Source organism: Caballeronia zhejiangensis (assembly GCF_000698575.1).
GTDB lineage: Bacteria > Pseudomonadota > Gammaproteobacteria > Burkholderiales > Burkholderiaceae > Caballeronia > Caballeronia zhejiangensis.
In genome coordinates this window covers 23,859-48,534 of the sequence record NZ_JFHD01000021.1, presented here as the reverse complement: position 1 = coordinate 48,534, position 24,676 = coordinate 23,859, and the positions used below count along the sequence as shown (strand labels likewise).

General features: G+C 63.9%; 15 protein-coding genes and 1 pseudogene. 8 read left to right on the top strand and 8 right to left on the bottom strand.

Annotated elements, in window-relative coordinates; all coding sequences use genetic code 11:
• Positions 1-12 precede the first annotated feature (12 nt).
• Positions 13-2,229 (bottom strand): TonB-dependent receptor, encoded by a 2,217-nt coding sequence (locus BG60_RS23455; protein ID WP_033536703.1) that lies wholly within the window; start codon positions 2,227-2,229, stop codon positions 13-15.
• Between the two features lie 242 nt (positions 2,230-2,471).
• The gene (locus BG60_RS23450; RefSeq protein ID WP_008352866.1) at positions 2,472-3,689 is read right to left on the bottom strand and encodes a PepSY-associated TM helix domain-containing protein; all 1,218 of its coding nucleotides are present in this window, start codon (positions 3,687-3,689) and stop codon (positions 2,472-2,474) included.
• Positions 3,690-3,946: 257 nt separating this feature from the next.
• On the opposite strand from BG60_RS23450, the gene BG60_RS23445 reads away from it, so the two are divergent.
• Complete coding sequence (locus BG60_RS23445; protein ID WP_008352863.1) at positions 3,947-6,112, top strand: TonB-dependent siderophore receptor; 2,166 nt, start codon at positions 3,947-3,949, stop codon at positions 6,110-6,112.
• A gap of 170 nt (positions 6,113-6,282) precedes the next feature.
• Positions 6,283-7,206, top strand: a complete 924-nt coding sequence (locus BG60_RS23440; RefSeq protein WP_008352862.1) for a sterol desaturase family protein — start codon at positions 6,283-6,285, stop codon at positions 7,204-7,206.
• A 63-nt stretch (positions 7,207-7,269) separates the two neighbouring features.
• Here BG60_RS23440 and BG60_RS23435 read toward each other — a convergent pair whose 3' ends face one another.
• Entirely contained in the window at positions 7,270-8,832 is a 1,563-nt protein-coding gene (locus BG60_RS23435; protein ID WP_008352861.1) for an MFS transporter, read from the bottom strand.
• Positions 8,833-8,975: 143 nt separating this feature from the next.
• On the opposite strand from BG60_RS23435, the gene BG60_RS23430 reads away from it, so the two are divergent.
• Entirely contained in the window at positions 8,976-9,695 is a 720-nt protein-coding gene (locus tag BG60_RS23430; protein WP_033536702.1) for a hypothetical protein, read from the top strand.
• Here the strand turns inward: BG60_RS23430 and BG60_RS23425 are convergent.
• Positions 9,631-10,809, bottom strand: coding sequence for a porin (locus BG60_RS23425; RefSeq protein ID WP_008352860.1), 1,179 nt, complete (start codon positions 10,807-10,809; stop codon positions 9,631-9,633). The two genes, BG60_RS23430 and BG60_RS23425, sit on opposite strands and share 65 nt — an antisense overlap.
• Before the next feature lie 117 nt (positions 10,810-10,926).
• Entirely contained in the window at positions 10,927-11,334 is a 408-nt protein-coding gene (locus tag BG60_RS23420) for a hypothetical protein (protein WP_008352859.1), read from the bottom strand.
• 267 nt (positions 11,335-11,601) lie between these two features.
• Here BG60_RS23420 and BG60_RS23415 point away from each other — a divergent pair, with 267 nt between their 5' ends.
• The gene (locus BG60_RS23415) at positions 11,602-11,859 is read left to right on the top strand and encodes a hypothetical protein (protein ID WP_033536715.1); all 258 of its coding nucleotides are present in this window, start codon (positions 11,602-11,604) and stop codon (positions 11,857-11,859) included.
• A 76-nt stretch (positions 11,860-11,935) separates the two neighbouring features.
• Entirely contained in the window at positions 11,936-14,332 is a 2,397-nt protein-coding gene (locus BG60_RS23410) for a phosphoketolase family protein (RefSeq protein ID WP_008352857.1), read from the top strand.
• Between the two features lies 1 nt (position 14,333).
• On the opposite strand, the gene BG60_RS23405 is transcribed toward BG60_RS23410, so the two are convergent.
• Both BG60_RS23405 and BG60_RS23400 read right to left on the bottom strand, forming a co-directional pair.
• Positions 14,334-16,640, bottom strand: coding sequence for a mechanosensitive ion channel family protein (locus tag BG60_RS23405; protein ID WP_008352855.1), 2,307 nt, complete (start codon positions 16,638-16,640; stop codon positions 14,334-14,336).
• Positions 16,641-16,736: 96 nt separating this feature from the next.
• Positions 16,737-17,360 carry a TetR/AcrR family transcriptional regulator gene (locus BG60_RS23400; RefSeq protein ID WP_008352853.1) on the bottom strand — a complete coding sequence of 208 codons (624 nt, stop codon included), beginning with the start codon at positions 17,358-17,360 and terminating at the stop codon, positions 16,737-16,739.
• Positions 17,361-17,632: 272 nt separating this feature from the next.
• On the opposite strand from BG60_RS23400, the gene BG60_RS23395 reads away from it, so the two are divergent.
• The 3 genes from BG60_RS23395 to BG60_RS23385 are packed head-to-tail and all read left to right on the top strand — an operon-like array spanning position 17,633 to position 23,405.
• Positions 17,633-18,754 carry an efflux RND transporter periplasmic adaptor subunit gene (locus tag BG60_RS23395; protein WP_008352850.1) on the top strand — a complete coding sequence of 374 codons (1,122 nt, stop codon included), beginning with the start codon at positions 17,633-17,635 and terminating at the stop codon, positions 18,752-18,754.
• On the top strand, positions 18,751-21,873 hold the full coding sequence (locus BG60_RS23390) for an efflux RND transporter permease subunit (protein WP_034473101.1): 3,123 nt from the start codon (positions 18,751-18,753) through the stop codon (positions 21,871-21,873). The genes BG60_RS23395 and BG60_RS23390 overlap by 4 nt, the downstream gene beginning before the upstream one ends.
• On the top strand, positions 21,870-23,405 hold the full coding sequence (locus BG60_RS23385) for an efflux transporter outer membrane subunit (RefSeq protein ID WP_008352846.1): 1,536 nt from the start codon (positions 21,870-21,872) through the stop codon (positions 23,403-23,405). The genes BG60_RS23390 and BG60_RS23385 overlap by 4 nt, the downstream gene beginning before the upstream one ends.
• Here the strand turns inward: BG60_RS23385 and BG60_RS23380 are convergent.
• A pseudogene (locus BG60_RS23380) lies at positions 23,330-24,621 on the bottom strand (chloride channel protein). The gene BG60_RS23385 and the pseudogene BG60_RS23380 overlap by 76 nt on opposite strands.
• Between the last annotated feature and the right edge of the window lie 55 nt (positions 24,622-24,676).

Sequence of the window (24,676 nt, the reverse complement as noted above, 5' to 3'; positions counted from 1 at the left end):
CTATCGACGCGATCAGAAATCCGTCGTCACCGACAGCAGCACCGTGCGCGGCGCGCCTTGCGTCAGATAACCGCCGATCGTCGAAGCCCAATACGACTTGTTCGCGACGTTGAGCACGCTCGCGCGGAACGTCGTCGGCTTGCCATAGATCACGGTCGCGTAACGCGCGCCGAGGTCGAAGCGGTTCCAGTGCGGAATCGACAGCGTGTTGGTCGTGTTCAGATACTGCGACCCGGTATAGATCCAGCGCGCCGTCAGCGTGAGGCCGTTGAGCATCGGCACGTCGTACTCCGCGTTCACGTTGAACATGAACGTCGGCACGCCGATCGGCTTATTGCCGTCCAGGGAGGCGTCGCCGAGACCGTATTGCGTCGCGTGGATATACGTCGCGCCCGCGATCAGGCGCACGCCGCGCACCGGCTCGCCGAACACCGACGCCTCGATACCGCGATGGCGCTGCGTGCCGTCCGAGACAAAAACGTTCGACGTGTTCGTGTAGGTCAACGGCTTTTCGATCTGGAACGCCGCGATCGACGCGCCGTACTGGCCGTTGTCATACTTTGCGCCGACTTCCCATTGCTTCGACTTCTCCGGCGGCAGCAGTTGCCCGGTGTTGACCGCGGTTGACGGCGCCGCCTCGCCTATCGTCAGCGCTTCGCTATGGTTCGCGAAGAACGACACGTTCTGCCACGGCTTCACGACGAGACCGAACAGCGGCGTCGTCACCGAGTCGTTGTAGGCCTCGGTTTGAACGCCCGTGTAGTCGAAGTTGTTCGCGTGGATGTCCTGATGACGCACGCCGACCGTGAACAGCACGCGGTCGTTGAGGAAGCCGAGCGTGTCGGAGATCGAGACGCTGCGCAGCAGGCTGAGCGACGTGGTTTGCGGATCGGCGAGATTGCCCGCCTGCCCGATCGTCGCCGGATACGGAACCTGCGGCGTGTCGTAGATGCTCGACGCCCACGAGCCGCTGTACGTGTACGCCGACCTCGAATCGACGCGCACGATCGACGCGCCCGCCGTCACGAAGTGCGACACCGGGCCGGTGTTGAAGTGACCGCGCACGCCGGCTTCGGCGGAAGTGCCGTCTTCCTTGTGCGGCACGCCGAGACGCGATTGCGTGACGCCCGTCGTATTGATGCTCGGCGACGAATACTCGCCGTGCTCGTCCGTATGACGCGCGCCGCCCGTCACGTAAGCCGTCCAGCCGGGCAGGAAATCGTATTCGGCGCGCAGGATGCCGACCGTGTCTTCGATCGAACTGTAGTTCCACGACTGCCCGTAGTTGTGCGACGCCGACGGCGGTTCGGGAATGTAGTTGGCGTAGTCGTAGACCGTCGAGCGGCCGCCGTTCACGCGCTGGCGCTGATACAGGAAATCGGCGTACAGACGCAGTTTGTCGCCGCGCCAGTCGAGCGCCACGGCGGTCGTGTTATCCCGCCGATGTTCGTTGTCGATCGACGTCTCGCCGTCGTGATTCGCCTGATTCACGCGGATGCCGAACTGCCCTTCGCTGCCAAATCTGCGGCCGACATCGACATGCGCGCCGATCGTACCGGACGTCTCGCCATCGATCGTCACGCGCGTGAGCGGCTTGTCGTCGGCGCGCTTGAGTTGCAGATTCAGCCCGCCGCCCACCGCCGAGCCGTTCGGCGATGCGCCGTTCAGAAACGCGTTCGCGCCCTTGAACACATCGACGCGTTCGAGCGCATCCGTCGAGACGAGCTGACGCGGCGTGATGCCGTAGAGACCGTTGAGCGAGACGTCATCGCCTTGCAGCTCGAACCCGCGAATGATGTACACCTCGGAGAAGTTGCCGAAGCCGAACGCCGTACGCACCGCCGGATCGTTCGCGAGCACGTCCGAAAGCGTGCGCGCCTGCTGGTCCTCGATCAGCTTCGACGTGTACGTCGTCATGCTGAACGGCACGTCGATCATCTTTTGCTGGCCGAGCACCCCGAAATCCGCGCCGCGCGCGACCTGGCCGCCAGCGTAGGTCGGCGCGAGATCGCCGGGCAACTGTTCCTTCGACGCCTGAACCTTGACGGCGGGCAGCGTGCTCTCGGCGGGCGAATTCGCGCCTTCAGCGTTGCTTGCGCCGGACGATTGCGCGTGAGCGGACAAGGAAAACACCGCCGCGACAGCCGCGACGATGGCTACGCTCGACGCGCGACGGACGAGCGCCTTCGCAGGCGTGGCCTGCAAGGTGGAAACACGGGAAACGGGCATGAATCAGAGGAGGAACGTCGGTGTTGGTCGGTCTTCCGTCCCGGGGCGCGAATGGAATCCGGGCGGCATTGTTCTGAGCGTCGAAGCAAGCCGCGCAAGCGCGCGACAGCCCGAGGCCGTTGTGCGCCGCATTATATTGCAAATAAGAGTCGTTATCATTCCGATAACGAGAGATTTGTCGGAACGCAACGTCTGACGCGCGTCAGGCTTTTGAATCGCGCTTTATGCGAGGGTCCTCGGATTTACGAAGTCATTGAACGTGCCGACCGCGCATCGGCGACGGCAGCCGAATGACGGCGCGCCGCGCGCTTCCTGGACCAGATGATGAGCCCCGTCGCGCTGAGCACCGCGACCGCGATGCCCACGGCGCTCACGAGAATCCGTCCGCCGAGGCCGACGATGCGCCCCGAGTGCAGCGGAAACTGCGCCTGCATGAAGATGTCGCCGGCCGAGCCGCGGCCCGGAATCGTCGATCCCGCGAGCGCGCCCGTCTGGGCGTTGTAGTACAGCCAGGCGTTGCCGAGACCGACGTCGCCGTGATCGTGCCCCGGCGCGAAGAAACCGACGCCGTAAGCCTTGAACATCGGCGCGTAGTAGAGCGCGCCCGGCGGTTCGGTCAGGTTCTCGCGTTTCGCGTCGCGGGCGGCCATCTCCAGAATCTGCTCGCGCGTGGCTGGCGCCTTGCCCGGCGGGCCGGCGCGCACGAGTTCGGGGTTGTCGAGGAAAGAAGGCGAAAGCTTCGAGAACATCGATACGACCGGGCGCATCACGGGTTCGGAAAGATTCATCGAGATCGAGGTGAGCGCCATGACGAGCAGAAGGCCCCAGATCCACACGCCGCCCGAGCGATGCAGGTCGAACGTCAGCGCGTAGCCGCCGCGCTTCACGCGGAACGCGAACGACTTGCGCCACGCCTTCACGCTCGGAAACGACAGAATCAGCGCGATGCCGCTATCGAAGAACCAGAGAATGCCCACGATGCCGATGAGCCACGTGCCGATATCGAAGCCGCCGACGACCGGCAAATGCAGCGTGTAGTGCAGCTTGTAGAGGAACGGCATCAGATCGATGCGCGCGAGCGACACCGCGCCCCACATGCGCTGCGCCTGCACCTGCCCCGTCGCGGGATCGACGGCGATCTGGTTGTACGGCACGTCGAACGGCGCGTTCGTCGCCGGATTCGTGCGCGGCATCACCATCATCTGCGCGGTGTGCCCCGGCTCGATGCCGAGCGGCAGGTACGTCACCTCGACGCGCGGATCGGCCGCTTCGACGCGCCGCGCGAGTTCGAGCGGCGGAAGCGCGGGCGCATCGGTGCGCGCGTTGAAGAACGACGGATTCAGCAGCGCGTCGATCTCGTGATCCCACGCGATGATCGCGCCGGTCAGACCCGAGACGAAGAGAAAGAGCGCGGTCGCGACGCCGAGCCAGCGATGCAGGCGAACCAGAACCGGCCTCATGCCCGCTCCTCGGAGCGATAGTCGTGCGCGACGGCGATCATCTTTTCGACGTGATGTAAATAGGAATTGTTCGCAATTCTATCGACGACTGATCGGCCACACAAGCTTCTCGTAAGCTGCTTACCATTTTTTGTCACGAATCCGTGCCGACAGTGGAGCAAAAGTTTACAAGCTCGCGATGTTCAGGGCAGAATGCCGTCGCCAGATAATGCGAACGATTCGCATTTAAAACAACTTCAAACGACGACGGACAGACCATGAAATCAGCGACGCGCTCGCGCGCATTCCCGGCCACATCGACGATGCGGCCTTCGACCCTCGCCGCCCTGCTGCTCTTCGCGATGAGCCAGTCCGCGATGGCGCAAGGCAGCGACGGCGCGCAAGCCGCCGATCAACCCCACGAGGCGTCGCTGCCGGCGGTGTCCGTCACCGCGTCGCAGGACACGCTGCAGCATCTGCGCGACGACGTGTCGAGCGGCGCGCTCGGCTCGCGCACGCAACTGGAGACGCCCTTCTCGACGACGATCGTCACCGGCGAGGAGCTCGCCGACCGGCAGGCCAACAAGCTCGGCGACGTCTTCGCGCAGGACGCTTCCGTGTCGGACAACAGCAATCCGTACAACGCGTGGGCGAGCTACATCACCGTGCGCGGCATGCAGCTCGACTGGCAGAACGGCTTCAAGCTCGACGGCCAGCCGTACAACGGTTACGGCATCACGATGCCTTACGAGCAGCTCGAAAGCGTCGAACTGCTGAAAGGGCTGTCGGGCTTCATGTACGGCTTCGGCGCGCCGGGTGGCGTCGTGAACTACGTGACGAAAAAGCCGCCCGCGACCGAAAAGCAGATCGCGAGCGTCGATGTCGGCTATCGCTCGACGTCGGTCTGGACCGAGCATCTTGATCTCGGCGGGCGCGTCGGCCCGGACAGCGTGGTCGGCTACCGCTTCAACGCGACGCACGAGGAAGGCAAGACGTACAACGACGGCAACGTGCGGCGCGATTCCTTCTCGCTCGCCGCCGACGCGCGCCTGACCCGCGATCTCACCGCGACCTTCGGCGCGCTGTATCAGGAGCGGCATGCGTCCGGCATCACGACGGCGATTTCGACCGCGCGATATACCGGCACGTCGCTGCCGGCGACGCTGTCCGGCGGCAGCAGCACGCTGCAGACGCCCGATCAGCATCTGAACACCAACCTGCAGATCTACACCGCCGGCCTGCATTACAACCTGAGCCCGGACTGGACGCTCTCGGCGACGTACAGCTTCAGCAAGAGCACGCGCTATCGCAACGAAGGCACTTGGTATCTGCTCGATCAGGCAGGCGATTACGACGACTATCGCTTCGAAGGCAAGGAAGGGCATCAGCTGAACACGTTCCGCGTGATGGCCGAAGGTCTCGTGAAGACGGGACCGCTCAGGCATCAGCTCGTGTTCGGCGCTGATTACCAGAAGCAGACGACCGACTACGGCGCGAACTCCTTCTATGCGCAGCTCGGCACGGGCAATCTCTATCAGCCGAACGTGAATCGTTACGACAGCTCCGGCTTCTACACCTATCGCGCCGCCGACGTCACGCAGAAGGCGCTGTTCGCGAGCGACACGATCGCGCTGACCGAGCGCTGGTCCGTGCTCGGCGGCCTGCGCTACACGAACTACGAGCAGCACGGTTACGGCCTCGACGGCAGCACGTCGTCGACGTACACGCAAAACGGCGTGCTCACGCCAACCGTCGCGCTGATGTACAAACTCACGCCGGGCACGACGCTCTATGCGAGCTATGTCGAATCGCTCGAAGCGGGCAACGTCGTCGGCGACACCTATGCGAACGCCGGGCAATTGCTCAAGCCGCTGCGCAGCAAGCAATACGAAGTCGGCGTGAAGAGCCAGAACGCACGCTGGAGCGCGACGGCCGCGCTGTTCCGCATCGAGCGCGGCGCGCAGTATGCCAACAGCGACAACGTCTTCGTCGAGGACGGCGAGTCGATCTTTCAGGGTGCCGAAGCGGGCGCGGACGTGCGTCTCGGCCGGGACTGGACCGTCGGCGCCGATCTGATGTGGATCGCGACGCACTACGAGAAAGGCTCGACCAACAACGGCAATCGCGTCGCGGGCGCGCCGGGATTCGTCGCGGCGGCGCACGTGAATTACGCGGTGCCCGTCGTTCCGGGCCTGACGCTCGGCGCCGATGCGAAATTCACCGGCAACACGAGCCTCAGTCCGTCCGGCGACATCAAGGTGCCGGGCTATCTGGTGATGAACCTCGGCGCCACCTACACGACGCGCATCGCCGGACATAACGTCGGGCTGCGCGCGGCTATCGACAATCTGACGAATCGCCGTTACTGGGAATTCCAGTATGCCGATTACATCCAGCCGGGCGAGCCGCGCACGCTCTCGCTCAACGCGCGCGTCGAATTCTGATCCTTGCCGCGCGACATGCCTTGAAATAACTGGTCCGAGAGGCCCGCCCCTTGTGCCGCAAGGCTTGGCGGGCGGGCCGTGACATTCCGTGAAATAGTTTGCGCGTGGTTTTTAACCGGGCCGATCGCCACAATGGGTTCATTCGCAACCACCCACCAAGGCGAACAATCATGGAACTGGAACTGCTCGGAAAAATCTCGATGTACGTGATGGGCATCGTCCTCACCGCGTCGCTGCTCGAGGCCGTCGTCCTGCATTTCAAGTACAAGGGCACCGACAAGGCGTTCGACTGGCACGAGACCTGGATCTCGCTCGTCGATCTCGTCGGCCGCAAGCTCCTCGCGTTCCTGCCGCTCTCGCTCGCGACGCCCGTCTTCAACTTCGCGTGGGAGCATCGCATCCACACGGTCACGACGAACACGGCGCTCACGCTGTTCCTGCTCTTCATCGGACAGGAGTTCTGCTACTACTGGTATCACCGCGCGTCGCACACGATCCGCTTCTTCTGGGCGAATCACGCGGTGCATCATTCGCCGAACCAGTTGACGCTGTCGTCGGCGTATCGGTTGGGCTGGACCACCAAGATCGCGGGCTCGGCCATCTTCTTCACTCCGCTCGTGTGGTTCGGCGTGAAGCCCGACGTGGTGCTCGCGGTCGTGTCGATCAACCTCCTCTATCAGTTCTGGCTGCACGCAACGTGGATTCCGAAGCTCGGCTGGCTCGAATATGTGTTCAACACGCCGTCGGCGCATCGTGTGCACCATGCATCGAACGCGACATATCTCGATGCGAACTTCGGCGGCGTGCTCGTCATCTTCGATCGCCTGTTCGGAACGTACGTGGAAGAGCGCGCCGATGAGCCGTGTGTCTACGGCCTGACGACGCCGGTGACGTCGCATAACCCGATCGTCGTCGAGATGCAGCACTGGGTCAGCCTCGCGAAGGACATGTACAACGCGAAGAGCGTGTCGGATGCGGTCGGCTTCCTGCTGCGTCCTCCGGGCTGGCTGCCGAACGGCGAAGGCGACACCACCGAAGAATTGCAGAAGCGCGCCAAGTCGATCGAACAACAACCGGCCCACGCGGGCCGATAACGAAAGCCTCGCAGCGGTACTTTCGAATCCCGATGTCCGGTTCAGCGCCGGCATCGGGTTTTTTCATTTGCGGCGCTGGATCGTCGCAGCCGCCGCGCCCGCCGCCGCAAACGCACACGCGGCGGAGAGCGCGGCGACGGCGCGCAACGCATCGGCGATGGCATCGGCTTGCGCGCGGGCGAGCGGCGCCGATGACGCTTCGGACTTCGGCTGGGCGTCCAGCGCGCGCATGCTGTCGCGCGGTACATGCAGCCGATCGAGCCGCGCCGACAAAGCCGCGTCGTGCGACCACACGAACACGATGCCGAGCACCGCGATCGCGAGCAGGCTCGCCACGCGCGCGACCGCGTTGTTGATGCCCGACGCGATGCCCGCGCGCTCGCTTCCCGCCGATGCCATCACGGTCGTCGTCAGCGGCGCGACGGTGATCGTCATGCCGAGCCCGAGCACGACGAGCGCTGGCAGAAAGCCCATCCAGTAGCTGCCCGCGACGAACGGCAGCGCGAGCATCGCGAAGCCCAGACCCGCCACGCACGGACCGGCGATCAGGAGCGCACGCGCGCCGAAGCGGCTCGTCAGCCCGCCCGTGAAACGCGACAGCAAACCGATGATGAGCGGCATCGGCAACACCGCCGCGCCCGCTTCCGTCGCGGTGAAACCGTATGCGCGAATCAGCGTGTACGGCAGGAAAAACAGCACGCCGCCGAGCCCGAAGTACAGCAGCAGCGTGACGATATTCGCGCCGCTGAAATCGCGCGAACGGAAGATGTCGAGCGGGACCATCGGATCGCGCGATTTGGCTTCGATCGCGATGAACGCGGCGAGCAGCACGATGCCCGCGCCGATCATCCCGAGCACGAGCGGATCGGCGAAACCGCGCGACGGCGCTTCCGTGAGACCGTAGGTCAGCATCGCGAGGCCCGCTGCCGTGCTCGCCGCGCCGGGCCAGTCGAGGGTTGGCGGCGCGTCGGCGTCGTGGCTGTCGGGCACGGAAGCCATCGCCAGCGCGATCGTCGCGGCCGCGAGCGGCACGTTGAGGAAAAAAATCGCGCGCCACGAAATTGCATCGACGAGCCAGCCGCCCGCCGCCGGACCGACCGACGACGTGATCGCGCCGACGCCCGCCCACGTGCCGATCGCGCGGCCGCGCGCCTCGCCGTCGAATACCGCGCCGATGATCGCAAGGCTGCCCGGCACGAGCAGCGCCGCGCCGATGCCCTGCAATGCGCGCGCCGCGATCAGCCAGCCCGTGCCCGGCGCGAAGCCGCACGCCGCCGACGCGACCGTGAAGATCGCGACGCCCGCGACGAACACCTTGCGCCGTCCGAGCTTGTCGCCCATCGCGCCGCCGACCAGCACGAGCGCGCCCAGAAACAGCAGATACGCGTTGACGACCCACTGCATCGCCGCAATGCTCGCGCCGAGCTCGCTCTGGATCGACGGCAGCGCGACGTTGACGACCGAGCCGTCGATGAACGCCATGCTCGATCCGAGAATCGTCGCGGACAGCGCGAGGCGCTTGCGATGGCACGGCTGATCGGCGGCGACGGGTTGCGCGCGGATCGCGAGTTCGTCGCAAGGACTCGCGGGTGAGGCGACGGCGTGCACGCGTTGCGGGCTGTTCAATGGCGCTCCTGGTCGACGAATCCGCGGATAGAAGAGGCTAACCGGTTCTGCATTTTCACGCCCGCGACGTGGTTGGCACGCTCGCGCGCACGCCCCGGCCCGGCGAGTTAAGCTAATTGCTTCACTCGCATCGAGATGCCGCCATGAGTCGAACAGACGGAGTCGCGCAAAGCCGATGGCTCGTAGATGCGCGCGAGGAAATCGCCGCCGCGCTTCGGACTTCCGATGAAGCCTGGCTTCACGACATGAGCATGCGCTGGGGTTGCCGTCTCGCGATGCTCGTCGCGGATTTCGGCGTGCGCGTGATGCTGCGTGAGGAAGGCGTCGTCATGAAGCTCGAGCCGCCGCCGGAGGTCGACAGCGCGCTCATCGAGTTCTGCGAAGGGAAGGCCGATTCGCTCGCGCGCGCCGCGTGGATCAAGCTGTCGAAGTTCGAAGAGCACGCGATCGCCGTGCTCGAAGCGAGCGCGCTCATTCAGGGCGATGCGCAATGCACCGCCTGCCGCGAAACCATTCTCGCGTGGCGTCAGATGCTCATCGCCGCGAACGAGTGGCCGCGCGAGGAAGCCGATCCGTACATCAGCCACGCCTGCCGGCCGATATTGAAGCAGTTCATGAATCTCGCGTCGTGCGCGACGGACGGGCATCAGTTCGAGCTCGCGCGCGCAGGCGATTATGAAGAGACATGGCGCGAGTTCGAGAACTTCTGTTCCGATGAAGATGCGCCGCCCGTGACCGGCTGGGGCCGCAAGTATCGGCATCGGGCAAACGCATTGCCGATGCCTCGTGCGTTCGAAGTCAGAACCGGTGCCGCAAGCCGACCGTCGCTTCGACCTGATTGCTCGTCGACGATGGCGCCGTGAGGCCGTTGATCCACGCCACACCCAATGGTGAATTGGCGCTGGCGCTCACGCCTTGCCATACGCCCTGGATGTAGACATCGGTGCGCCGCGAGAAGGCATAGCCGGCCATCGCGCTGACTTGATTCCAGTGCGGATTGCCCGCGCCCGCGAGCCCGCCCGCGCGCGAATACGTGTACGCGGCCGAAAGTTCGACGGCGGGCGTCAGCGCGTAGCGCACGTTGCCTTCGAAGTTCTGGACATGCGTCGAAGAGCCGGTCTGGAACAGCTCCGTCAGATTCGTCTGCGTATAGACGAGGCCCGCCACCGCCGGGCCGATCGCGTAGCTCACGCCCGCGCCCCACGTCTGCTGACGGCCCGCCAGCGCGCCTAGCGGAACGGCCGTCGTCGTGAGCACGCCCTGTAGCGAAGAGCCGGTCGTATCGGTGACGGCGCCGTTGGTGTTCAGTTGCCCCGGCGTCGCGGCGTCGCTGTTCAATTGCAGGAAGCCCGCGCCGAAACTAAGCGGTCCCCACATATACGACATGCCGAAGCTATACGCACGATTGTTCGAAAATCCGCCGGCCTGGTTCGAGAAACCATATAACGCACCGAGCTTGAATCCCGCGAAATCCGGGCTCTGATACTTCACGGCGTTGTTGATCTGGAACGAATCGTTGAGGTTATCGATATCGAATGGATGTGCGAAATGCGTGCCGCCATACTCCGTGCCCGTCAACGATAGTGGCGCGACGAAATCGACCATGTCGTCGGTCTGACGGCCGAACGTGATAACGCCGTAATCGCGGCTCGACAAGCCGACATACGCCTGCCGGTTGAAGAGGCGGTTATTCACCGACGATTGTCCATTGTTCAGATTGAAGCCGCTTTCCAGATTGAAGATAGCTTTCAATCCCCCGCCGAGATCTTCAGCGCCGCGCAAGCCCCATCGGCTGTATTGGACTGGGCCGCTTTTAAGTTCCCAATTGCTGTGGCCGCCGCCGGTCGGCGTGATCTGATTGTTCGAATACGTGATGCCGGCGTCGATGAGGCCGTAGAGCGTCACGCTGCTTTGCGCGTGGGCCGCGCCCGCGCAAGCGATCATCGTGGCCGCACCGCTCATAAGCAACTTTTTCATTTGCCGAGGCTCCATCGATGTCGGGTAAAGACACGCATGCCTCATCCACTTTATGCGACCGAAACGATAACCGGCAACCTGAAAATATCGCGCGCGAGCACGGGCTCGGGCGTTCGCTTAAAAGTCGTGGCGCACCGAGAATGTCATGCCCTTTTCATGCTCGTGATTCACGCCGAGCTGCGGATTGGCAGAGAAATGCCAATCGTCCGTGTCGTTCGTGATGTCGTCGCGCGGCTGCACCCGAACGGGCGCCGAATTGGGCGATAGCGGCAAGGGATAAGCCCGCGCGAGCTGGCTCAGATCGGGATGAACATTTCTTTCGTACTTCGACAATGCGATGGCGTCGAGCGCGTCCATCGTGCCCTTGAATGCATATCGCGGATGACGAGGCCCGACGCGAGACACGCTTTCCGTCGAGACAATGGCTGGCGCGGGAAAGAACAGCACATTCGCCGCCACGCGCTGATTGGGAATCAGGCGAGCCTGTTCGCTGGCTGATGCGAAGCTACCGACAACAAAAGCCATGATGCCGGCGACCCAATACCTTCGGATAAGACGTGTCATCGAATGCCCGAAAGACGCTACGGTCGAATGAAATTCAGCGCTCTTAAATCATTTTAATTCATTTGGCGGTGCGTTTCCTGACAATGACGCCATCGAATCGTAATCACGAATTGTGCAACGAATCGAAATGTGATTCTCGAATTGCATGACGGGTTTCACAACTGTGCGCGCAGCATCTATCTTGAAGAGCGGATCGACTCCGTTCACGCATCTTCCGGAGACCACATCATGTTTGCGCGCAAGCTCCGACTCATTGCCTTGTCCACTGCAATACTCGTCTGCGCCATACCGAATGCCTCTTTCGCAACGGAACAGGCACAACAACGCCGCGCGGGACGCGACGTCCGCCAGGACACGCGACAGCACGCACGCCATACGAAACAGGATTGCCGCGCGGCGAATCAGCAATCGAATGCGAGTTGCCGTCACGACAAACGCGACACGAAGCAACAGGGACGACAGGCAGCACGCAATATCAAGTATTGATGTGCAGGACAGGTTGTTTCCTGTCTATCGCATTCCCGCAATCGCCGGTGAACGTTCAATGAAAGGAGACCTCGTGATGAGCAAGCACTCCAGAAATGGCGCGTCGCATTCTTCTGCTCTCGAAGGCGATGAACTTCGCCTCGTCGATGCGTGGTGGCGCGCGTGCAATTATCTTTCGGCGGGCATGATCTTTCTCGCCGATAACCCGCTGCTGCGCGAACCGCTGAAGGCCGAACACGTCAAGCACCGGCTGCTCGGGCACTGGGGCGCGAGTCCCGCACTGTCGTTCGTATGGGCGCATCTGAACCGCGTCATCAGGCGCGACGACATCGACGTGATCTTCATGGCCGGCCCCGGTCACGGCGCGCCCGGCGTGCTCGGTCCCGCGTATCTCGAAGGCACGTATTCGGAGGTCTATCCGGACAAGAGCGAAGATGCCGAAGGCATGCAGAAGTTCTTCAAGCAGTTTTCCTTTCCGGGGCATATCGGCTCGCATGTGACGCCCGAAACGCCGGGATCGATCCATGAAGGCGGCGAACTCGGCTATAGCCTTTCGCACGCTTATGGCGCGGCACTGGACAATCCGGAGTTGATCGTCGCGTGCGTCGTCGGCGACGGCGAAGCGGAAACCGGTCCGCTCGCAACGGCGTGGCACTCGAACAAGTTCATCAATCCCGCGCGCGATGGCGCGGTGCTGCCGATCCTCAATCTCAACGGCTATAAGATCGCGAATCCGACGATCCTCGCGCGCATCGGTCATGACGAGCTGGAGGCCTTGTTCGTCGGTTATGGTTATCGGCCTTATTTCGTCGAGGGATCGGATCACAACGAAATGCATAAGAAGATGGCGGAAACGCTCGATGCCGCGACCGCCGACATCCGCGCGATCTGGGACAAGGCGCGCAACGATGGCCATGTGAAACGGCCGCGCTGGCCGATGATCGTTTTGCGCACGCCGAAAGGCTGGACCGGTCCGAAGGAAATCAACGGACATAAGGTCGAAGGTTCATGGCGCGCCCATCAGGTGCCGTTCTCCGACGTGCATAACAATCCCGCGAATCTCGCCGTGCTCGAACGCTGGATGCAAAGCTATAAGCCCGAAGAACTCTTCGATGAAACCGGCCGCCTGCGTGAAGAGATCAGATCGATAGCGCCCGTTGGCACACGGCGCATGAGCGCGAATCCGCATGCGAATGGCGGCACGTTGCGCAAGGAACTCAAGCTGCCCGATTTCCGCGACTATGCCGTCGATGTCGGTCAGGCCGGCAAGCTCCTGCACGAAAATACCCGTCCGCTCGGCGCATTCCTGCGCGACGTCATGCGCTGCAACATGGACCGGTTCCGCGTGTTCGGCCCCGATGAAACGGCCTCGAATCGGCTTCAGGCGATCTATGAAGTCAGCAAGAAAGTCTGGATGGCCGACCTTCTACCCGAAGACGAAGACGGCGGCGAGTTGTCCCGCGACGGCCGCGTGATGGAAATGCTTTCCGAGCACACATTGCTCGGCTGGCTCGAAGGTTATCTGCTTTCAGGGCGGCACGGTTTCTTCCACACGTACGAAGCGTTCGCGCATGTCATCGATTCGATGTTCAATCAACATGCGAAATGGCTCGACATCTGCAAGAACCATGTGCCCTGGCGCGCATCGGTTTCGTCGGAAACGATTCTGCTTTCATCGACGGTATGGCGGCAGGATCACAACGGCTTCTCGCATCAGGACCCGGGCTTCATCGATCTCGTCACGAACAAGAGCCCTTCGGTCACGCGCGTGTATCTGCCGCCCGATGCCAACACACTGCTCGTCGTGGCCGATCAATGTCTGCGCTCGACCGACTGCATCAACATCATCGTCGCGGACAAGCAGAAGCATCTGCAATTCGCGACCATCGACGAAGCGATCGTTCATTGCGCCAAAGGCATCGGCATATGGCGGCGCGCGAGCACCGATGAAGGCGAGGAGCCCGACGTCGTGCTCGCCTCTTGCGGCGATGTCGCGACGCAAGAAGCGCTAGCCGCCGCGGCGATCCTGCGCGAGCAGTTGCCCGAATTGAAATTGCGCTTCGTGAACGTAGTCGATCTCTTCAAGATGCAGCCCGACACCGAGCATCCGCACGGATCGAGCGCGCGTGAATTCGATAGCCTCTTCACGCTCGACAAGCCTGTGATCTTCAACTTCCACGGTTATCCGTGGTTGATTCACAAGCTCGCTTATCGCTTTCACAATCACGAGAATCTGCACGTTCGCGGCTATAAGGAAAAAGGCAACATCAACACGCCGCTCGAACTGGCGATACTCAATCAGGTCGATCGTTTCAATCTCGTCATCGATGTGCTCGATCGCGTGCCGCGCCTGCAGGCAAGGACCGCGCACTTGAGGGAGGACATGAAGAACGCGATCATCCGTCACCTCGATTACGCGCATACGCACGGCACCGACAAGCCGGAAATCGCCGACTGGGTATGGCCCTTCTGAATCACGGAGATTCCTTGAGCACGCGAAGATCCGGCTGCACGGCGCCATCCGCTGCATGCCGGGTCTGAGCCTGCGAGCGTTCGTCGCTCTCCTTCGATGTCTGGATGTGCATCTGCGGCAACATCATCTCGATGCCCGCTTCATCCATCTTGAGTTTGAGCCTCGCATTGAAGGCGCGCGCGACGCTCCATTGCTGGAGCGGTTTCGTCTTGATCTGCCCTTTCACGACGATGCAGTTCGACTCGAAGCGATCGAGTCCCCACACTTCGACCGGCCCGATTATTTCGTTGCGAAAGCGAAAGTCGGCCATCATGTCGGCGCCCACTTCGTTGATCATGCGCGTGATGTCGTCGAGCTTCGCCGAGAACGGCACGCGCACTTCGAACACTGCATTCGCGAAATCCCGCGACAGGTTCTTCACGATCTTGATCTGCGAAAACGGAATCGTGTGAACCGCGCCTTGTCCGTCGCGCAGGCGCACCGTGCGGATCGTCAGGTCCATCACGGTGCCCGCGTGTCCGCCGTCGATGTCGATCCAGTCGCCGACCGAAATCGTCTCCTCGACGATGATGAACAGCCCCGTGATCAGATCGGTGACGAGCGATTTCGCGCCGAAGCCGACCGCCAGGCCGATCACGCCGGCGCCCGCGAGCAGCGGCGTCAGGTTGATGCCGAGACTCGCGCACGCGACGATGGCCGCGAGGCTCGCGACCGTCACGAAGATGCCATTGCGCACGAGCGGCAACATCGTGCGGGCGCGCACGCCGGGACTCAGCGCCTTGTTGCGCGAACTGTTCTGGCCGAGCGCTTCGAGTATCACGGTATCGAGCACGATCCAGATGAACCACGCGCCGAACACCGTCGCGACGACCGCGATCAGCGCGTGCCTGAAGCCGGGCGTCATCGCGCTGTGCCTGATGAGCCGCGCGATCGGTCCGCTCCATAGCTCGAGCTCGAAGCGCAGATAAGCCAGCCAGATCAACAATACGATCAGCGTGCATCCGAAGCGCAACAGGCGCGTGAGATGCGGCGCGCGGCGCTGCGCGCGCGTGTCGCGCCGGCGCGTCAAATGCAGCAGCAACGCGGACGCGAACAGCGTAAGCACGAGCAGCGCCGCGCTCAATAACGACGGCCGCAGCACGTCGCCTTCCGCGCCGCGCCCGTCGATGATCGCGACCACCGATGCCACCGCGATCAGCAGTATCGGGATATGCCATAGCGACGCGAGGATATCGAGCGCTTCCGTCGCGAACTGATGATCGCGCCTGCGCGCATACGGCCGATTGCGGATCAGATGCGTCACGGGCCGCCGGTAAGCGAGCGCGAAATAGCCGCACAGCAACGCGGCGGCGAGCCCCGCGAAGGTCGAGATGATGCCCGCGAGATTGGGGCCGAGCTGCCGTGTGACATCGGCGTTGGCGGTGGCATCGCCGAGCGCGCCGCATGCGCCGATCGCAAAGAGCGGCCAGAGCGTGCGCGTCAGCAGTTGCTGCACGGCCACGCGCCGATGCGCCGTGCTGAACACCGAAAACACGATCATGCAGATGGCCGAGAAGATCGAGCCCGCGACGATCGCATAAGCAATGACGAGCCCGAGCGTGCGGCCGAGCGCATCGGGCATCGCGCGCACGAAGAGCAGCACCGCGATGAACGCGACGACCCACGGCCCCGTCTGACGCAGCGCGAACGCGAGCAATTGCGTCGATGTCGGATTCGGCGCGAGCGCGACGTCGCGGCCATAGCGCGCGAAGATGCGCCGCTGCACGCGGATCAGCAAGAACGCGCACAGGCCCCATCCCGCGAGCGTCGCGCCCATGCCGCTGACGATCCTGCCGAACGATTCGCCTTTCGCGCCCGTGACGACGGCCTGCAATTCGCCCGCGGCCGCACTGCCGCGCGCGGTCCAAAAACGCATCGGCGTGAGCCCTTCGCTGAGATTCGTTTCGACGGATGCAATGCCCGATGCGATCGCGCCTAGAAGATCGGCATTGGCGGGCGCTGGCGTGGCGGGCGCGGCGCTCTGCGTCGCATCGCGTAACGCTTTCAATTGCGTGACGAGCGCGCTGCGTTGCGCGTCGTTGTCGAGCGTGCCGATGAGGTTGTTCAGCGAACGCACCATTTCGGCCTGACTCGCGGACGACGGCGCGGACGCCGCGGTCGCATCGGCGGGCGTCTGCGGCGCGATGAACTTCTGCATCGCACCGGTCAGCGGCGCGGCCATCGCCGGAAACACGCACGCACATCCGATCAAGACACCGAGTGCCATCAGGACACGCCTCGCATCGATGCGCCGCGTGAATGCGCTCATGGAGTCGCCCTCCAGGATCATCGCCGTTGCGCGAGATCGCGAACGGCTCTCGCGCAAAGATTAGCGTATCGAATTCAGGCGTGCCATCAGGCTGTCCTATTCGGCGGCGCCGCTCAGCACGACACGCCGGAAGAATTGCGCGAGGACGTCCTCGGCGAATTGCGCCGGCACCGACTGCGGGTCCGACGAATAGAAGAACTGCACGCCGTCGCACAGCGCGATGAGGCCGAGCGCCATCTGTTCGGGCGGCATGGTGAGCGGCGTGCCCACGCGTTCGGAAAAAGCGCGGATGTAATCGGTCGTGGTCTGACGCAGTTCGCGCATCAGCGCATTGAAGCTCGCGCGGAACCTCGCGTCGCGGCTCGCGTGCAGCTTCGCTTCGACCCACAGAAGAAAGCACGCGTTGTTCTGATAGCACTCGCTGTAGTACTGCAGCACGCGCGCTTCCATGTCGGCGCGCGACGCCTCGCCATCTTCGAAAATCGTGGAGAGGCGCTGCATGATCGTGTCGTGATCGCGCTTGAGCACTTCGAGCAGCAATTCGGCCTTGCTAGAAAAGTTCGAATAGAACGCACCGCGCGTGTAGCCCGCGTCGGCGGCTACATCTTCGACGCTCGATGCGCCGAATCCTTTCTTCGTGAAAACCGCTTGCGCAGCGTCGAGCAGACGCTGACGCGTCTGGTCACGGCTCTGCTCGCGGGTGAGACGGACTGGTTTCATGCGCGCAGTGTAGCACCGCAGGGCTCACGAATCCGTCTTTGCATTCAGATACAAGTGTGTATTAGAATTCACTTCGTATTTGCGTCCGGGTCGTCGAAACCCTTGCCGGACGGGGCTTTCAGGTCGATGCATCAATCCGCCCCATTCAGGCTCGTTTCTCGAAATTGCTGCCGGACAGCCCCGGACAACCCATTTCCCCTGCTTTGCCCACGAGCGGCGCGTCACGTCTTCGCGGCGCGCGGCACCATGCCCTTGCGGGCGCCGAGGTTCCTGTGAAGCTCTTGCACTCACCCGCGTCGGTCGTGGCGCGCGCGGCATTCGTCCCGATCGTCTGTGTTGCGCTCGTCGCCTGCAAGCGGCATGAAGCGCCTGCGCCCGCACCGCGTCCGGTCGTCGCCGTCGCGGCACAAGCCGACGGCCACGCGACCGCGTCGAGCCTGCCCGGTCAGGTGCAATCGCGTTATTCGACGCCGCTCTCGTTTCGCATCAACGGCAAGATTCTCGAACGGCGCGTGCGCCTCGGCGATAGCGTGAAGGCGGGGCAAGTCGTCGCCCGGCTCGATCCCGCCGATGCCGAGAAGAACAGCGCCAGCGCCCGCGCGCAGCTCGATGCGGCCGAGCATCAGCTCGTCTATGCAAAGCAGCAACTCGATCGCGATCGCGCGCAGGCCGCCGAAAATCTCATCGCGCCCGCGCAGCTCGAACAGACGCAGAACGCGTATGCGTCCGCGCTCGCGCAGCGCAATCAGGCGCAGCAGCAAGCGGGGCTCTCCGCCGATCAACTGCGCTACGCGACGCTCGCCGCCGATCGCGCGGGCGTCATCACCGCAGAGCAAGCCGACACCGGCCAGAACGTCACGGCAGGCCAGGCCGTTTATACGCTTGCATGGAGCGGCGATATCGACGTGATCTGCGACGTGCCCGAAGCCGCGCTCGCCGCGTTCGCCGTCGGACGCGAAGCGAACGTGAAGCTCGCGGCACTGCCCGGCAAGACCTTCAAGGCGCGCGTGCGCGAACTGTCGCCCGCCGCCGACACGCAAAGCCGCACCTGGCGCGCGAAGCTCACGCTCGAAGCGCCGACGCCCGATGTGCGGCTCGGCATGACGGCGGACATCGCGTTCGCGGCAGCCAGCGACGCGAAAGGCGCGTTCACGATTCCATCGACGGCGCTCTTTCACGACAACGGCCATCCCGCCGTGTGGATCGTGAAGCAACCGGGCGATGCGCTCGAACTGCGGCGCGTCGAAGTCGCGCGCTATGGCGAGCGCACGGTGACGCTCGCGGGCGGCATCGCGGCGGGCGAGCGCATCGTGTGGCAAGGCGTGCATACGGTGTCCGCGGGCGAGAAAGTGCGCGTCGTCGCGCCGCTGCATCCCGAGGACTTCGCGTCATGAGCGATACACGCGAAGACAACGACGCCTATCGCCACGAAGAAGGCCGCTTCAATCTCTCCGCGTGGGCGCTGCGGCATCGCGCGCTCGTCGTGTTTCTCATCGCGATGGCGACGATCTTCGGCATCCTCGCGTACACGCGGCTCGCGCAGTCGGAAGACCCGCCTTTCACGTTCCGCGTGATGGTGATCCGCACGTTCTGGCCCGGCGCGACCGCGCGACAGGTGCAGGAGGAAGTGACCGACCGCATCGCGCGCAAGCTGCAGGAAACGCCCTACACGGATTTCATGCGCAGCTATTCGCGTCCCGGCGAATCGCTGATCTTCTTTCAGATGAAAGATTCCGCGCCCGCGAAAGACGTGCCCGAGGAGTGGTATCAGATCCGCAAGAAAGTGGGCGATATCGCCGCGACCTTGCCGCCCGGCACGCAAGGCCCTTTCTTCAACGACGAGTTCGGCGATGTCTACACCAACATCTACGCGCTCGAAGGCGACGGCTTCTCGCCCGCGCAACTGCACGATTACGCCGATTCGCTGCGCACGGTTCTGTTGCGCGTGCCGGGCGTCGCGAAGGTCGATTACTTCAGCGATCAGGAAGAGCGCATCTATGTCGAGATCCCCAATACGACGCTCACGCGTCTGAACATCTCGCCGCAGCAGATCGCGCAGGCCATCGACGGACAGAACGCCGTGTCGAGCGCGGGCGTGCTGACCACGCCGAACGATCGCGTATTCGTGCGTCCGAGCGGCCAGTTCAAGAGCGTGGACGCGCTCGCCGATACGCTCATCAACGTGAACGGGCGTTCGTTCCGGCTCGGCGATATCGCGACGATCAAGCGCGGCTACATCGATCCGCCCGTCACGCAGATGCGTTCGGCGGCCGTGCCCGTGCTCGGCATCGGCATCACGATGCAGCCGGGCGAAGACGTCGTGCGTCTCGGCAAATCGCTCGATGAAACGATGATCAAGTTGCGTGCGCAACTACCCGCGGGTTTGAAGCTGACGGAAGTGTCGAGCATGCCGCAAGCGGTTTCGCATTCCGTCGACGACTTTCTCGAAGCGGTCGCCGAAGCGGTCGTCATCGTGCTGATCGTGAGCCTCGTATCGCTCGGCGTGCGAACGGGCATGGTCGTCGTGATCTCGATTCCCATCGTGCTCGCCGTCACCGCGCTCTTCATGTATTTCTTCGATATCGGCTTGCACAAGGTTTCGCTCGGCACGCTGATTCTCGCATTGGGTCTGCTCGTCGACGACGCGATCATCGCCGTCGAGATGATGGCCGTGAAGCTCGAACAAGGCTGGAACCGCACGCGCGCCGCCGCGTTCGCCTACACGAGCACGGCGTTTCCCATGCTGACCGGCACGCTCGTCACCGTCGCGGGCTTTCTGCCGATCGCGCTCGCGAAGTCGAGTACCGGCGAGTACACGCGTTCGATCTTCGAAGTATCGGCGATCGCGTTGATCGCATCGTGGCTCGCGGCGGTCGTGCTGATTCCGCTGCTCGGCTACAAGCTGCTTCCCGAGCGCAAGAAAGAAGCGCATCTGCCCGACGATCACGAACACGATATCTACGACACGAAGTTCTACGGACGCCTGCGCCGATGGGTCGGCTGGTGCGTGAAGCGGCGCTTCGTCGTGCTCGCAGTCACGGTCGTGCTCTTCGTCATCGCGATGGCCGGCTTCACGCTCGTGCCGCAGCAGTTCTTCCCCAGCTCGGATCGACCCGAACTTCTGATCGACGTGAGATTGCAGGAAGGCGCATCGTTCGAAGCGACCTTGCGCGAAGCGAAGCGTCTCGAAGAAGCGTTGAAGGGCCGCGATGAAATCGATCATGTGGTGAGCTTCGTCGGCACCGGCGCGCCGCGTTTTTATCTGCCGCTCGATCAGCAATTGCCGACGCCCAACTTCGCGCAGTTCGTCGTTACCGCGAAGTCGGTCGAAGCGCGCGAGCAGCTCGCGCGCTGGCTCGATCCGATGTTGCGCGAGCGCTTCCCCGCCGTGCGTACGCGCCTGTCGCGTCTGGAGAATGGTCCGCCTGTCGGCTATCCGGTGCAGTTTCGCGTGAGCGGCAACGATATCGGCACGGTGCGTCATATCGCGGAACAAGTAGCCGCCGACATGCGCGCCGACTCCCGCACGACGAATGTGCAGTTCGACTGGGACGAGCCATCGGAGCGCTCGGTGCGCTTCGAGATCGATCAACAGAAGGCGCGCGATGCGGGCGTCACGTCGCAGGACATATCGAGCTTTCTCGCGATGACGCTGACCGGCACGACCGTCACGCAGTATCGCGAGCGCGACAAGCTCATCAGCGTCGACTTGCGCGCGCCGCGCGCCGAGCGTGTGGATCCTTCGCGGCTCGCGACGATCGCAATGCCGACGCCGCACGGACCGGTGCCGCTGGGGGCGCTCGGCCGCGTCGTCGATACGCTCGAATACGGCGTGATCTGGGAACGCGACCGCCAGCCGACCATCACCGTGCAATCGGATGTGAAGGGCGACGCGCAAGGCATCGACGTGACGCACGCCATCGACGAGAAGCTCGACGAGATTCGCCGCGCATTGCCCGTGGGTTATCGCGTGGAAGTGGGCGGATCGGTGGAGGAAAGCGGCAAGGGTCAGGCGTCGATCAACGCGCAGATGCCGGTGATGGTGATCGTGGTGCTCACGCTGCTGATGATTCAATTGCAGAGCTTCTCGCGCGTGATGATGGTCGTGCTCACCGCGCCGCTCGGACTCATCGGCGTGGTCGTCACGCTGCTCGCATTCGGCAAGCCGTTCGGCTTCGTCGCGATGCTCGGCGTCATAGCGATGTTCGGCATCATCATGCGCAACTCGGTGATTCTCGTCGATCAGATCGAGCAGGACATCGCGTCGGGGCACAAGCGATTCGATGCGATCATCGGCGCGACGGTGCGGCGCTTCCGCCCTATCACGCTGACCGCAGCCGCCGCCGTGCTCGCGCTGATTCCGCTTCTGCGCAGCAACTTCTTCGGCCCGATGGCCACCGCGCTCATGGGCGGCATCACGAGCGCGACCGTGCTCACGCTTTTCTATCTGCCCGCGCTCTATGCCGCGTGGTTTCGCGTGAAGCTCGACGAACGCGAAGGAGCATCGTCATGAATCGCCGGCTATTGATGACTTGCGCGTGCGTCGCGTTGAATGCGTGCGCGCTCGGCCCCGATGGCAAGCCGCCCGCGATGCCGCAGCCCGCGCATTACGGCGCCGAAACGCAAGTGCAGGCGAGCGTGAGCGCAGAAGGCGCGTCGCAACGTTTCGATGTGGGCGCGAAGCCCGTGCCCGAATGGTGGAAGCGCTATCGGTCGGATACGCTGAATGCACTCGTCGATGAAGGCTTGCGCGCGAGCCCGAATCTCGCGGCAGCCGACAGGAGCCTCGTCGCGGCGCGCGAACAGTTGCGCGCGCAAGTGGGTTCGTCGCTGTTGCCGCAGATCGATGCGGGCGGACAAGCGACGCGGCAACGCGGCTTCGGCATTCCGCAGGGCGGCCCGCCGACCGTGCTCTACAACCTCTTCGTCGGGCAGATTCAGGCGCAATACACGTTCGATCTCTTCGGCGCGGCGCGCTATGCGAATGCATCGCTTGCCGCGCAGGTCGACCAACAGGCCTTTCAACTCGATGCCGCGCGCCGTGCGCTTGCTGCGAACATCGTGACGGGTGCGATCGGCGCGGCCGCGTTGCATGCGCAGATCGACGTGACGACGCGTCTCGTCGCGCTAGCCAACGACGACGCGCACGATGCCGAACGCCGCTACGCGCTCGGCTCCGCATCGCGCGCCGACATGCTCGCCGCACAGCAGAACGCGGCGTCGCTCGCATCGCAATTGCCGGGCTTGCGCGCGCAATGGCTTGCGACCCGCCACGCGCTCGCCGTCCTGCTCGGACGCACGCCCGATCAGGCGCCCGACGATCTCGATCTCGCGAGCCTCGCCGTGCCGTCCGATGTGCCGGTCGTGCTGCCGTCGGAATTGCTGCAGACGCGCCCCGACATCCAGGCCGCCGATTCGGCGTTGAAGGCGTCGGCGGCGCAAGTCGGCGTCGCGACGGCGCAGTTGTTTCCGAGCTTGTCGATATCGGCATCGATGGGCAAAGGCGGCTTCGACTGGCCGACCGCGCTCTCGGGCGCGGGCGCGTTGTGGAGCGTGGGCGCATCCCTGTCGCAGCCGATCTTTCATGGCGGCGCGCTGCTCGCGCAACGGCGCGCGGCCATCGCCACGTATGAGGCCGCCGTCGCGCAGTACAAGCAGACCGTGCTCGCGGCGTTTCAGAACGTCGCGAACACGCTGGCGTCGCTCGAAACCGACAGCGAAACGCTCGCCTTCGCCGATCGCGCGAGCAAGGCGGCACGCGATGCATCGGCGGATGCGGCTGCGCGCGTGCGTCTCGGCGCGATCCCGCCTCGCGCGGCGCGCGGCAGCGAGCAGCAGTATCTCAACGCGCGGCTTGCGACGATCCGCGCGAGCAGCGCGCGTCTGAGCGATACCGCCGCGCTCTTTCAGGCGATGGGTTCGCCGGTTGCGCCGGAAGCATCGGTCGTGCAAACGCGATGTTCGGACGATCAGTCGGAGAGACCTCGCAACGTTTGCTGCGGCGCGGCCGAAGGCGCGGACGAACGTTGCGCGAGCCAGCGATAGGTGAGCGTCGCGCCCGCTATCGCAATCGCCGACGGAATCAGGAAGTCGTGATCGAAACGCGTGAATTCGAGCATCAGCACGAGCGCGGTCAGCGGCATCTGCATCGCCGCGCCGAGAAACGCACCCGCGCCGATGACCGCGAACGCGCCGAGCGGCGTGCCCGGCCAGATGCCGTTCCACAGACTGCCGAGCACGATGGCGAGCAGCGCGCCGTTGGTGAGGCCCGGCGTGAGCAGGCCGCCTTGCGCGCCCGCGCGCAGCGAGCTCACTTCGATCGTTACCTTCAGCACGAGCAGCACGCCCGCGAGCGCGAAGCTCACGTGATCTTCGAAGGAAAGACCGGCCGGACCTTTGCCGTTTCCCGCGAGCTGCGGGTAATACATGACCAGCGCGCCGACTAACGCGAAATTCGCGATCGTCAGCACAGGCAACGTCTTGCCGCGTGGCGCGTTTCGCGTGCGGCGCTCGTGAGCTTCGCGAAAAGACGCGCGGCCGCCCCGAAAACCGGCGCCATGACAACGGCCCACGCGAGCAGTTGCGCGTTCAGCGTGAAGTCCGGCAGATGATACTGATGCCCGTCGCCGAGCCCGATCCACGCGACCATTGCCGCGATCGACGACGTCACGAACGCCGCCGCGATGATCGCGCCATCGAACGTGCAGAGCAGCACTTCCAGCACGAACACGGCGCCGCCGAGCGGCACGTTATAGACGGCGGCAAGCCCCGCGCCCGCGCCGCACGCGACCATGATGCGCGATTGCGCGGGCGTGAGTCCCGCGTAGTGCGCGAGCCAGCCGGACCATAACGCGCCGATTTCGCGCGGCGCGACTTCGCGGCCGAGCGGCGAGCCCATCGCGACCGTGACGATCTGCAGGAGCGCATGCGCGATCGTGCTGCCGGTCGGCATGCGCGGATCGTCGGCCTTGACGGCCTTCGCGATGCTGACGAGCGGTTTGCCGAAGCGATGCACGCACCACCAGCCGACGCCCGCGACGACACCGCAAAGCGTCAGCACGATGAAGCGCCGCGCGGGCGACGCAGCCGATATGCCTTCGAGAAAGCTTTCGCCGCTGGTGAACGCATCGAGGCTGTAGCCGAACGCGACGTGCTGGATCAGATGCAGCTAGAGCGCCAGCGACATGCCGCCGAGACCCGCGCCCAGACCGACGAGCACGGTAACGACGATGAGCTTCGCGCTTGCGTTCGACGAGGGCATCGCAGTCACCGTTGGGGGAAAACGTACAGCTTAATCCCAAGTCCCCCCGTTGCTC